Annotated in this window: 11 protein-coding genes; 6 read left to right on the top strand and 5 right to left on the bottom strand. The window is 37.5% G+C overall.

Features of this window, described 5'->3' with window-relative positions:
• Positions 1-578 precede the first annotated feature (578 nt).
• Both ACEN3Z_RS10345 and ACEN3Z_RS10350 read left to right on the top strand, forming a co-directional pair.
• A complete protein-coding gene (locus tag ACEN3Z_RS10345) occupies positions 579-842 on the top strand; it encodes a metalloregulator ArsR/SmtB family transcription factor (protein ID WP_338487613.1) in 264 nt (87 codons plus the stop codon).
• Positions 843-933: 91 nt separating this feature from the next.
• Positions 934-1,788 carry a DegV family protein gene (locus ACEN3Z_RS10350; RefSeq protein ID WP_407090798.1) on the top strand — a complete coding sequence of 285 codons (855 nt, stop codon included), beginning with the start codon at positions 934-936 and terminating at the stop codon, positions 1,786-1,788.
• 37 nt (positions 1,789-1,825) lie between these two features.
• On the opposite strand, the gene ACEN3Z_RS10355 is transcribed toward ACEN3Z_RS10350, so the two are convergent.
• Genes ACEN3Z_RS10355 through ACEN3Z_RS10365 form a run of 3 tightly spaced genes read right to left on the bottom strand, consistent with a single transcriptional unit; the run spans position 1,826 to position 6,691 of the window.
• Complete coding sequence (locus tag ACEN3Z_RS10355) at positions 1,826-3,226, bottom strand: tellurite resistance TerB C-terminal domain-containing protein (protein WP_407090799.1); 1,401 nt, start codon at positions 3,224-3,226, stop codon at positions 1,826-1,828.
• 20 nt (positions 3,227-3,246) lie between these two features.
• On the bottom strand, positions 3,247-5,361 hold the full coding sequence (locus tag ACEN3Z_RS10360) for a DEAD/DEAH box helicase (protein ID WP_407090800.1): 2,115 nt from the start codon (positions 5,359-5,361) through the stop codon (positions 3,247-3,249).
• Position 5,362: 1 nt separating this feature from the next.
• Positions 5,363-6,691 carry a BREX system ATP-binding domain-containing protein gene (locus ACEN3Z_RS10365; RefSeq protein ID WP_407090801.1) on the bottom strand — a complete coding sequence of 443 codons (1,329 nt, stop codon included), beginning with the start codon at positions 6,689-6,691 and terminating at the stop codon, positions 5,363-5,365.
• A 408-nt stretch (positions 6,692-7,099) separates the two neighbouring features.
• Between ACEN3Z_RS10365 and ACEN3Z_RS10370 the strand changes: the two genes are divergently transcribed.
• From ACEN3Z_RS10370 to ACEN3Z_RS10380, 3 genes are all read left to right on the top strand, one after another.
• On the top strand, positions 7,100-7,435 hold the full coding sequence (locus ACEN3Z_RS10370) for a hypothetical protein (RefSeq protein WP_407090802.1): 336 nt from the start codon (positions 7,100-7,102) through the stop codon (positions 7,433-7,435).
• A gap of 124 nt (positions 7,436-7,559) precedes the next feature.
• Positions 7,560-8,633: an iron-containing alcohol dehydrogenase family protein gene (locus ACEN3Z_RS10375; protein ID WP_407090803.1), complete on the top strand. Its 1,074-nt coding sequence runs from the start codon at positions 7,560-7,562 to the stop codon at positions 8,631-8,633.
• A 272-nt stretch (positions 8,634-8,905) separates the two neighbouring features.
• Positions 8,906-9,094: a transposase gene (locus ACEN3Z_RS10380; protein WP_407090806.1), complete on the top strand. Its 189-nt coding sequence runs from the start codon at positions 8,906-8,908 to the stop codon at positions 9,092-9,094.
• Positions 9,095-9,213: 119 nt separating this feature from the next.
• On the opposite strand, the gene ACEN3Z_RS10385 is transcribed toward ACEN3Z_RS10380, so the two are convergent.
• Both ACEN3Z_RS10385 and ACEN3Z_RS10390 read right to left on the bottom strand, forming a co-directional pair.
• Positions 9,214-9,750: a sigma-70 family RNA polymerase sigma factor gene (locus ACEN3Z_RS10385; RefSeq protein ID WP_407090804.1), complete on the bottom strand. Its 537-nt coding sequence runs from the start codon at positions 9,748-9,750 to the stop codon at positions 9,214-9,216.
• Between the two features lie 119 nt (positions 9,751-9,869).
• A complete protein-coding gene (locus ACEN3Z_RS10390; RefSeq protein WP_197105374.1) occupies positions 9,870-10,145 on the bottom strand; it encodes a helix-turn-helix transcriptional regulator in 276 nt (91 codons plus the stop codon).
• 940 nt (positions 10,146-11,085) lie between these two features.
• Here ACEN3Z_RS10390 and ACEN3Z_RS10395 point away from each other — a divergent pair.
• Positions 11,086-12,552, top strand: coding sequence for an FAD/NAD(P)-binding protein (locus ACEN3Z_RS10395; protein ID WP_407090805.1), 1,467 nt, complete (start codon positions 11,086-11,088; stop codon positions 12,550-12,552).
• Positions 12,553-12,902: the final 350 nt, after the last annotated feature.

The following is a 12,902-nucleotide window of genomic DNA, read 5'->3' on the forward strand; positions in this document are numbered from 1 at the left end:
TTCCTCTATGGTAAGATGTGTGTAGCTCATAACAGACCTCCGTGTTTATGTTTTTGTCGTTACTAACATTTTACACGAACCTGTTATGGGTTTCTTTATTTGTCGCACTTAATTTTACAATTCATCTTTTAAAAAAGTTAAATAAAATAAGCCACTTAAAAAGCAGCCTTTAAAATCCTAATAATATTGAAAAAATATATTCAGATTTTTATATAATTCAACTATCCGCATATGTTCATCGTTTATTCAAAATATTTTCTTTCAAAAAATTTTCCATTAAATATAATAATTTTATAGCAATATCTGAGTCACTAGAGTATTATATAATTATATTAAAAAATTGTAACTTGGATGTTTTTTCGTGAAAAATGCTAAAATAACTTTCACAATTTCAGGTAAACTTTAAGTTGAATTAGATGATACTGGCGGCTTAGTGAATGAAGAAATTAAAAACAGAGCCATGGAAGAAATTGCCAACGATATTAATTTTGTTATATTTATCATCTGTTAATTTACTTAAAATTTAACTTATTACAATTTTATTATAATTAACGAATTTTAACTAAGGAGGATATAGTATGAGTATGGATTATGACGCATGCGCGAATTTACTTAAATCAATCAGTCATCCAATCAGGCTTTCACTCGTGAAGGTGTTATCTGACTGTGAAGAAATGAGTGTTGGCTCGATTCAAAAGGTCTTAGACTTACCGCAATCGACTGTCTCACAACAATTAATGAAATTAAAACAAGTAAATGCTGTATCAACACGCCGAGAAGGAACGAGAATTTACTACAAATTGATTGACCACCGTATAAAACAAATCATTGAAATACTATAATACTCGTCATTTATAGAATTCCTTTAGCCGTTACATTGTGGTATTATGAACTAAAGTTCGCTTATCAACTCAATAACCTATGGAGGCTATTATGACAAAATTTATTATTACCGCTGAAAGCGGATCTGATCTACCCAAAGAGCTAGTCGAACGTTACGGTGTACGCATCATTCCTATGCATGTCACAATGGGAGATGAGACACGCCCGGATGGAACTTTCCCAGTTGAAGAAGTCTTTGATTTCTATGAAAAGACTGGCACACTGCCTAAGACTGCTGGAAGTACACCTGACGACAATGCAAAATGCTTCCGTCAAATTTTTGAGGAATATCCTGATGCACATATTATTCATATTGCATATTCTGCAGTAACAACCGTCTCATTTAACGCAGCTAAAATTGCTGCGGAAGACTTTGAAAATATTCATCTCGTTGACAGCAAAAATGTGGCGATTGGCCAAACTGCCATTATCAAAGCAACTGCTGAATATATTGAAAATCATCCAGACGCAAGTCCTGAAGATGTCATTGCCTTTGTTGAAAATATTCGCGAACGTACGCGTTTTATATTTTTACCAAATACATTGTTATATCTAAAAGCCGGTGGACGCGTATCAAACTTAGCTTTTCATGGTGCTGCACTTCTTAATATTCACCCAACCATTGTCATCGAAGATGGTTACTTAGTGTCAGGAAAAAAATACCGCGGTAACTTTGACCGTTGCATTAAAAAAATGATCGCTGATTTCTTTAACACTTATAACATTGATCCAGAAACAGTGATGGTCTGTGGCTCACCGGGTGTGAGTGATGAAAATAAGGATTTAGTGTACAGTCTGTTAAGCCAACACAATGCGAATACAGATCAATGGTTTGACACTGGAGCAGTTATCTCAAGTCATGGTGGACCTGGTGCGATTGGTCTTCTAGGAATTGAAAGAGAATAATTACGAAAACAAAACCCACTCAGCCGAGTGGGTTTTATTAGTCTAACTCAGAAAAATCATTCTCAACAAGTTCATTTAATTCATCAATATAAAATTCATCGACAACAATCGCGTCACCTTCAACTACAACTACCTGATCTTCAAAAGCATCATATAGAAATTGATTCACGGCATGAATAAAGGCATTGAGTAACATCCCATTTTCTCGACATGTTTCTGTCACTTCAGTCACGCTGAGTGATGTTTCCTTTACAAGTCGTCTCACAAATTCTTTGTAAGTTTGATTTTCATCTACGGGTTGGTCCTTAGCTTCAGTCACTTCACTCACTTCGACTTCAACTTGCTCTTCTTCTTCAGAATCATCTTCTCCAACAAAATCACTAATCATATTCACAACTGAAGATAAGTCTTTTTGTGAATCGGATATTTTTGTTGGATTTAATCGGATAACTTTAGGTTGTTTCTTCGTTGCGACTTCGATTAGTGAAACATTGTGAACTATAATTGCTTCAAATACCGCCTTACGGAAGCGACGGCTAAGATTGTCCTCATCGGCCTCAACTTTAATCTGACGCATTTTGTGTTTTTTCCGAATCGTATTTTCTGCTATTTTTAATAAGGATGACATGAAGCGATGATATTTATTCTCAGCAGATGGGTTTAAAGGACGCTTCACAATACGGTAAATAAACCGATTGCGTTTATCACTGCGCGTAGGTCCCTCTTCCCATTTGTCAGAAGTAATAATTTCCCAATAGTTTAAATAGAGGGAAACAATCTCATCTTTATGCTCACCTAGCCAAGGTTTTGTTGTCCTTGGTGTGGTTGATTGCATAATATTTAATTGCACTTGGGTCATGTCGTTTTCCTCACGGTACTTCCCGTCCATGTCCCACCACACTTCTTCTGTCCCGTATTCTGTCAATCCAAACAACTGCCGAAATTCAGGACTTGCAGGTGGTAATTCACTTAAAAATGTCTCCATGACAGCACCGATGACATTTAAATCCGATGGTTCAAAGGCTTGTTCAAGTAAATAAGTATCGTAACTTGAATAGGTGTCATAACTAGGTAGGTAATGATAAATAATATGTGTGCGTAAATACTTAAACAAGGCTTGGAACAGGTAATTGTTATCAAAGGCATAAGTCGTTGATCGTCGCATAAATTTCCTTAAGTTTTTTCGTCTCTTAACAAAGCGGTGTTCTAACGCTTTCATGACTTCCAAATATAAAGAAGTCACAAGGTCTTGAAACTCACTCGAAAAAACTAACTCATCATAATAACGGTCGACTTCAACAAATTCTAGCCAATCAATCCCTTTATCAATTGGTTTCGCAAATTGGATTTTCTCCGGGATCTCATCAGTTACATCAATAATATCTTCAACATTATTACTCTTCCAATTTTTAATGGCGTCATAACGAATGAATTTCATCGAACACCCTCCTTTCAAAATTATTCTATCTCACTAAGATAAGCAAAAACAGTCATCAAGTCCAGTTGATTTTCAATCACATAATCGATCATTAAAGAACGTGGGACAAGCTGTTGGTATTTTAAATGATTTGTTTCACCTAAGAGTAAGGAATCTTCACGGTCAAAGAAATCATAAAATTGCTGATAAGTCACAAGTGTATCGCGAATTTCTTGCATTGTCCGGTCCAAATCTTTTCCCATTAACGTGGTCGCATGTAGGTCGTTTATTCGAACGCGCTGGCCGGTAAACAATTCAATCATGTAAGCCAGCGTCCGGTTTGCTTTCGAACCTAGAAAAGTGACTAACCACGGGTCTCCTTGATCCGTTAATTGATAATAAAAACCATCTCGGTAGACGATCTTATCTGCAAGATGGTTTAACGTCGAACGGATTTCACCGCTGTAACGAGATTGGTCGTCCCGGTAAAGTATCTCTCGCATTCTTTGTCTCACGATATTGGACACATCTTGCCGATCCCGTGATTCAAAGTAAGCTTCCCCGACTTTCGCAGGCATGACATGAACTTGTTTCTGTTCAAATTCAATGCCCAAAATTCGCCAGACTTTCCCACTTAATAAAATATTGTCCCCAGGTCTTAAGCCTGGTTCTAAGGCAATCGTTCCAATATGTTGCAACTGGTGATAGACTCTTAGTTCAGGTTCTGTAAAAAATTGCGTATAAAACTCAGCCATTCGAAGTAGAGGCTGCGCTTCATACCCAGAAATCAATTCAAAGTTATCGAGTAACTCTAAGTATTCTTTGGACAGCATACTGTCAATTAATTCATTGATTTCCTCTTCCGTAATCTTTTCCCAAACTTTCCCACGTCTTAATTCGGTTAATAAATTAGGTCGCGTTAGCCCATTATGTTCAATGACTAGAGAAATAATTTGATGTGCTAAGACGTCATAAGGTTTATTCACGGCAGGTGTGTTATCCAGTTGCCCTTCCTCTAACAATTCAATTGTCGCTAAGCCTTGAAGTAAACTCCAAGGTTCATTGGCTATAAAGCGCAGTTTATTCACACCCGTTCGCCGTCCACTTCGCCCAATTCTTTGAGAAAGGGTCGACACATTGGGTGGTGCCCCGTATTGAACCACACTATCAACGGAACCAATATCAATTCCCAATTCTAAAGTAGATGTACAAGTGATTGTAAATTTACGTCCCCGACTTTCTTTTGCGAATTCTTCAGCGAATAATCGCGTTTGTTTAGGTAAAGAGGCATGATGTACAAAATACGAACTAAAATTCTGCATATCCGTCTCTGCTCTTTGATTTAAATTAGACCCGATCTTCTCAACTTTATTACGACTATTTGGGAAAACTAACATCGACTCCTTCAAAGAAGCTTGATAAATCACATCCATCTCTTGTTTGAAAGAATGCATATCCCCTTTTGCTTTAGGAAAATAAAACACTTGGTGCTCCTTTTCATTCGCACCTCTATCAACAATGATGCTTGTCTCGCGTTGATTTTGAAAAAAGCTCTTCAAATTAATGTAGTCATCTTGATTAAGTGTGGCAGAAAGACCTATACAACGTGGTTCTCTTTGTGTATAAGTTGCTAAACGATTTAATAAAGATTGCAATTGTATGCCTCGGTTCTCACCTAAAAAGCTATGGATTTCATCAATAATAATCCAATCTGTTTCAGCGAATAATGTCCGAGCCTCATGTGGTCGTCCAACGAGCATTGCTTCAATGGACTCCGGCGTAATTAACACGATACCATTCGGTTTCTTCAGTAATTTCTTCTTTTTGGACGAATTGGCTTCGCCATGCCAACTCGTAACGGTAATACCCATCTCACTACACAAAGACATCAAGCGTTTGAATTGGTCGTTAATTAGGGCTATGAGAGGTGAGATATATACTATTCGAACGCCCGTATCCCAATCTTCAATACTATTCATCGCAGGTAAGAAGGCCGCTTCAGTCTTTCCTGAAGCCGTCGGTGCAGCAATCACAAAGTTATTTGGACTTTCTTGGGCAAAGGTAATCGCCTTTTTCTGAATAGGTCGCAATTCTTGCCAGCCACTTTGATAAATATACTCTCTTAGTGAGCGGTTCAAACGTGAGAAAGCATCCATATTAAATTACCTCGATGATATCGTCATGATCGTCTTCATCTTTTTCTACTGGTGCGCTTAATTCACCAAATTTACTCTCAAGCGCCTCTAAAGCTTTCACTCCTGGGTTTTGACGCATGATCGCGAGTATTTCCATAAAATCTTTGATGACAGCCCGCGGTGTTAAAAATTCTGCAGCACCTGGTCGGTTTAATTGGGCTTCCATATAGCGAATAATTTCTGCTTCAGGAAAATCTATTTCTATACCGTAATTCACTTGATACACATTGAGTAAGTTTGCTAATAACGTATAAATTTCCTCATTCGTTAGAGGTTTCAAAGCCAAAGCTGTTCGGTCTGTATTGATATATTCAGAATCTAAACTTTCTTCTATTCCGAGTCTTCCTTGAAGAGCTCCGTAACTCGCCATTCCACGGCGTTGGTCGTAAACTGTCTTACGAGTCGCTCCGAAGTTTACAAATAATCCCCGTGCCACATCTGATTTACACTCATTATATATATTTAACACACGCTCGTAATTGCGTTCTCTAGAAATTCCATTCGCTAATTTATATAAATTAACCGCTTCATCAAAATTCACTACAAAGCCACTGTAACCAATATCTAAGAATAACTCAGCCATTGTTTTCAGAGCGTCATACCAATTATCATCTTTAATAATTTGGTTAATCCCAAGCTCTCTTTTACTTTCGGTGACTGTGCGAATATCTCCTCGTAACCAGCGTATTGCTTGAACCGTTAGCTGGCGTTGATTGTTAATTAAGCCGTGATAGTATTTGATTAAAGCTTGGCCTAATTCGTAAGATAAGCCGACAGATTTGAAAGAGGTAGTAATATCCAGAATGGTATTTTCAACATCAGTCGCATACTTCGGATCCATCATATCAGCTTGACTGATGCCTTTATCTGCCCCAACCTTTTGAAAAACAGTCATCAGCCACTCTTCGATAATTGTGTTTAAAACATTACCGGATTGCGCTGTTTTAGTAACTAAATTATTCATAATTTCTTTATATAAGGCAACGGCACTACCATCACTCGCATATAATCGACGGTTCGGTGTTAAATCAACCGTTGAACTCACAAAGTTTTTTTGTTGAGCTAAATTTTGAATGGTTTGTAGCATGAAACTTTTCCCGCTACCAAAATCTCCAACCCAAATTCGCAAATCACTATTTCCTTCTGAAACAGATTCTAAGATACGAATAACTTCTTCCACTTCGTTGCGTCGGCCCACTAATAGATATTCAATCCCTCTTGTTGGAACGACACCTGCCTCCAAAGCTTTAATAATATTATCTGCGTCTTTACGTCTAACTTTCACCGCCATTAAATACACTCCCTTTTAAAAACTATACGCCCCGATTATAGCATAACACAAGGCTTAAACCAAACGTTTGTTCTGTCTTTGTAGGCGGATTTTTTGCGAATGGAACTGGAGACAAACCAATGATTCATTTGGCTTGAGGTGGAGCAACTTAGGACAAACCGTATCGCCATTTGGCTTGAGTTGGGGTAACTCAGGACAAACCGTATCGCCATTTGGCTTGAGTTGGAGCAAACTTAGGACAAACCGCTCGTCCATTTGGCTTGAGGTGCAAATTTTTGGCATTTTTATTAAAAACAAATGAGCATATACCGTATATTATTTCTATTTTCTAATATTATGTAGTATACTATAGTAAACTAGTACCATAATTAAATTTTATCAACTATTAAATAGTAAGGGGTTAGTATAATGAAGAAAATTGCCCGTACCTTTGCTACTATTGCATTTATCTTAAGTGTTCTATATCTCATTTACCTGTATATAACGATTGATCAGTCGGCGTCTGCGAATGAAATCAGTCTATCAGATCAATTTACTGCGCACATTATTTCAGTTGGACTGGCATTTTTAATGAATGGTGTGGGTTTAGTCTTCAATTCGAGGAACTTTGTCTTAGCGGGCGCGTTTTTCTATGTTGTGGCCATCTTACAACTACCGGGAAACCTCTTCTTTGTGGCTGTGCAGGCACTCTTATCTGTTACTGCCTTTATTGTCGGGAAGCCGGAAAGAGACCAGTTTATATAGACGGCATCCTGCATGTCTTACGTGATAAAAAGTAGAAATCCAATCTTTAATCGGGTTCACTTGCCATATTTATTAAATTCCCCTATAATTAAGATTAAAAAATTATAATAAAGAGAGGGATTTAATGACTTTAACTGTAAACTTACCCAACTTTACCATCGGAGAAAACGCCTATGACGAAATCGCCACTTACTGTGCACCTTTTGGAACGAAAGTTGCAATTATTGGGGGTAAAAAAGCCTTAGAAGCTAGCCAAGAACGTCTTTTAAATGCCCTATCCAAAACAGAATTAGAGGCCATAGACACGATTTGGTACGGGAAAAATGCAAACTTATCAAATATCGACCGTTTATCTGAAATTGAATCAGTTAAAGAGGCGGATATGTTGTTTGCAGTCGGCGGTGGTCGCGCCATTGATGCGGTTAAATCAGTGGCACATAGACTAGACAAACCTGTCTTCTCATTCCCAACGATTGCCTCTACTTGTGCCCCAACCACCGCAGTGTGTGTCTTGTATGAAGACAGCGACGAGATGCACGGGTTAGAAATGCTTGCGCAGCCACCTATACATTCATTCGCAGATAGTACGGTCATTGCTGAAGCACCAACTGAGTACTTATGGGCAGGAATTGGTGATGCAATTACAAAAGAAATTGAATCAACTTTTTCAGCACGAGGTCGCGACTTATCATTCGAGAATGACTTAGGCGTTAAGATTGTTCAAGGCTGTAACGATCGATTAATAGCGAATGGTAAAGCTGCTATGGACGCTGCTCAAGAGCATAAAGCGAGTCCTGCGATCGACAAAGTTCTTCAAGAAATAATCGGTACAACGGCCTTAACATCAGTGTTAGTTGATAATGACTACAACTCAAACTTAGCTCACGCGCTCTATTACGGAGCGACAGCAACTAAGTCTGGAGAAACTCACTTGCATGGCGAATGGACGTGTTATGGGGCATTGGTCTTACTTACAATGGACAAACAATATGAAACACGCGATAAATTATTTGAATTCATGAAGAGCATTCATCTATCTACAACCTTAGAGCAGTTAGAACTGACATCTGAGGTAGACTTCAATAAGATGATAGATAAGTGTATGACCATGGCTGATATCAAGGTTTCACCCTATGAGATCACACGTGAAATGGTCGTCAGCGCAATACAAGAAGTTGAAGAATTGAATAAATTGTAAAGAAACAGGCAGGTGACTATTGAATCGGTTACTTGCCTATTTGATTGGTTCTAACCTGAAGGCCAGTCCGGAAGAGTTCATACAGGCCCTAGATGGAAAAAAGCCAAATGAATCGTCTACTTTTAGAAGATTCTTTGGATGAGTAGCGCTTTTATACTCAGAAAATCGATCGACTCACTCAGGATATCGAAGTCGACTTCTTAGATCACTTTCTCACCGAGTACGAATCTCTCTTGGAAATTCCAGGGATAAAATAAACTGGAGCCGCAACAATTTTAGGTGAGATTGGTCCTAAGGTCGATGCTTTTTCATCAGTGAATCACATAGCTTCTTGGGCAGGTTTATCTCAAGGTTCGTATGAAAGTTCTGGGATAAAGAAAGCCTATCGCACGACAAGAGGCAATAAGTATCTAAGGACAGCGTTAGCCGCCTGTGCCCAAAAACGATTAAGAATTGTCTGAACGGATCCATTACAATGCAGAGAAAGCACTAGGTCAACGGCAACAGAGGCTAGTGCACAAATAGAAAGCCCCATTGTTTTTTAACAATGAGACTTCCGACATTCTAATTCAGTTATTTATTAATGATTCCCCTGCAATATGCCCTTCAATGGCATTAACTTCTCTTTTATTCGACTTTTGTACTTATTCATAATCTTACGACTTATTCCCAATTCATCCGCAATATCTTGACCCGTATATCCCCCCTGAAGCAAGTAGGCAAATATTTCTCGTTCTTTAACTGTGAGGACTTCATTCGCTTGTTCAATAAACACTTGAATTTCAGGGCTCAGCCCAAACACAAAGTCACTATGCAGCAATTCACTTAATTCTGAGACATCTGATCCGACGAAATCTGTGTTCTCTGCTGACTTTCGAATTAAATCCAAAGTATAACGATATAAACCTTGTTTCGCAAAGCCTAAGAAGCGAACAAGATCCTCTTTAAATGGATCCCCATCAAACTTATCTGCAAGGGTTAATAATTTCAAACGCAACTCCTGGAGATAATCATCATAATCAGCATGGATGCGTCGCATATTTACTCGACTTAAAGTCTTAAAAAGCAATGGCTCAAATTGTGACAATAACTTCTCATGTTCTTTCCGCGGATCCATTTATAAACCTCCTAATAAATGACAAAAGAAACAACCGACATTTACTATTATATACTCGATATGACTAAAATAACATATCAATTGGTTTATATTGAATGCCAATGAATTCACAAAATTATCTATAGTGACGGCTGCCCTTGGTCAAAGTCTCCTAAAGAATCTTTATCAATGTTTAATTGATACTCATGTGGAAAGAAGATCTGAACAAACTCATCGAAAGAGAGTTCCAACGCCCCAAAGAGTGCTCTTAACACTTCGAACTTAGGTTTTGTATGCCCTAACAGGATGTTCGAAATCGTCGAAGGCGACACTCCTATTTCATTTGCTAATTGCTGATTGGTATAACCACAAATATAGATTTTCTGTCGTAACCTCTTACGATCAATTTCATTCATTTTATGTTCCTCTTTTCTAAATATCTAGTATATGATTAATATTATTAATCTAAAAATAAGAATAAACTATTATAAAAGGTTAATCAATTGCTTTTCAACATGTTTACATAAAATTTACAATATACATTATTATATTGATAAAAATATAACCTAAAAAATATTTATCTTGGTGAAAAATATGAAAAAAATTTATTTCTCGGATCACAATATAGCGTATTGACTGCCCTCAGCATCTTTACAAGCTATCTCCCATAATTAGGTCTTTCCGAATTTCTTTACCCTCAAAAAGGTTTTCATACATAAATTATACAAATTGATTGGAATATTTTTGTTTAATAATTACCTAAATTATGAAAATTATGTTTTTAATCTAATTTATTCCATTATATTTTTATAAACTTAAGTGACTTAACAATAAAGTTTTATAATTTAAATTATTTTTACTTATTTTTTTGGATTGTAAATTTTATGTAAAGGTGTGATGGGCGACCGATTTGAGTGGCTGGAGGAGTGTGTGGTGATTATATGTAAAGTCGTTAGTAATTGATTGAGATGCATATATGGGTTGCCAATAAAAAATAAGACTTAGAATTTTGAATGAATTCATAGTCTTAACGAGAATGCCTTCATGAGGTTCCCAATTAATAGTTAAAGTACATGTAGTTTCATCTGTAGTATTGCGAGTCGAATCTACAACTTTGTCCACGTTCATAGGACCATTATAAAGAGACGCGACGCACTGCTTTTTAGATTCTCATTGGTTACAGACACTTTGGCTTTTCAAAGTACCCCCAATCAGTAGACCACCCCATTTTTATCACATCTTCCCTACTGGGCATAATTAATACAAATTTATCAATTGACTTTATTTCCATTTCCATAAGAAACCTTTATAATAAATAAGAATATATATATAAAATGTTGATAAGAGGAGTATGATATGAGAGTCGCAGTTGTTGGCGGTGGGATTAGCGGATTTACCATTATTCGGAAATTGCTATCGCATCCTAATTTTAATAATGATTTAACGATTGATTTATTTGAGAAAGATGCTAACTTCGTGGTGGGAGCGCCTTATGGCAAGGATACGAAAGAAGCTATTATGAATGAGCATGCGCAGGATTTGAGTATTTTCCCTGAGAGTCCTGATGATTTTTTAGTGTGGCTTAGTGAGAATCATGTGGAGTACGCTAACAATGATGCTTTTGTCCCCCGTGAATTTTATGGTGATTATTTATTTGAACGTTTAAGTTATTTAATGAATTCTGAGAAAGTGAACATACACGAATCAGCCATTGTTGATTGTGAGATCGATGCAGAGCGCGATATTTACCGCCTTCAAGCAGATGATGGTCAGTGGCATGAGGATTATCAAACGGTTTTCTTCACAATCGGCCATCCTCCTTATGCGGATTATTATCATCTCGAAGGAACACCCCAATATATTAACAGTCCAGTTCCTATTGATGAGACGCTTGCTCATTTGCAGCCCGACCAATCGATTGGCATCATCGGAACAGGCTTAACAGCTTTGGATGTGGTTAAATATTTATTGAAACAACATAATTGGACGCACCCGATTCGATTATATACTCACAGTAATACTCCTTTTAAAACGGTGAAATTCTCACGCTATCAAGGACAAATTCAACAAAGTTTTTCAGATGAATGGATTGACTCGCATCGTAATCAAGATGGGTTCATCTCTCTTGAAGTGATGGTTGAAACGTTTTTAAATGATTTGAAGGCCAATAATATCGATTTAAATAGGCTCTTGGAATTATACGGCACAGGGTCTATTAGCGAAATCCGCTCTGCCATCGCGCATCCCGATATTTCTTTAGGAAAGTTGCGTCGCTATATTGTCATGATGACGATTTATTTGCCGGATCTATATAACACACTTACACCCCTTGACCGCGATCTTTACAAGCAAAATTACGAACGCGTCTTTATTCATTTTAGAAGACAAATTCCAGTCGAATCTTTAGCTTTTATCTTGGAGAATTTAGATCAAGGTCGTTTGGAAATTGTGACGAGTTTGAAATCTATAATTACCGAGGATGATTCTTATCAACTGGAAACCGAGAACGGAGAAAGTTATCATGCTGATTATCTCATTAATTGTACCGGTTTCCAATTTGATATCCAAAAGGCTTTAGCATTTGATCCATTAATCAAAAATCTCTACCAACGAGACATGTTAACACCTTACTATCGCGGCGGGGCGATGGTTACTTGGCCTGATTGTCAAGTGGTCGCGAGCCGAGGTTTAATGCCAAATATGTATCTCTTGGGGCATTGGATTTCTAAGATTCATTATGGAAATAACAATATTCACTTGTGTATTAAGCAAGCGGAGCGTGTTGCGGAGAGCTTTATTGCACAATATGGAAATGATGAATAGGTAAATGTAAAAGGGATTGGCCTCGTGATTGTGAACGAGGCCTTTTTTGATATGTATGGGGCCTCGTCACATACCACGAAGCCACTTTTTCCATTTTTTAGCTCCATCCGAATTCTCCATTCATTCAACTGCTCCATCAGACCTACCCGGCTCTCTCTCAAACGAATCGACGAGCTTCAGTGCCTCTTTAAAAGTTATATCACCCTTTATAACAAGTCAATTAATGTCAAGTCCATAATCTTGTGTAAAAGTCTCAATGTAGTTATATCATCTGGTCATCATGCACATTACACTTGTAAGAATGTCCGAGCGTTATTTTCCCAATTTTCGTGGAAATCAATTAATATCGA

Origin of the sequence: Ruoffia sp. FAM 26254, assembly GCF_045528545.1 — a bacterium.
Lineage (GTDB): Bacteria > Bacillota > Bacilli > Lactobacillales > Aerococcaceae > Ruoffia > Ruoffia halotolerans.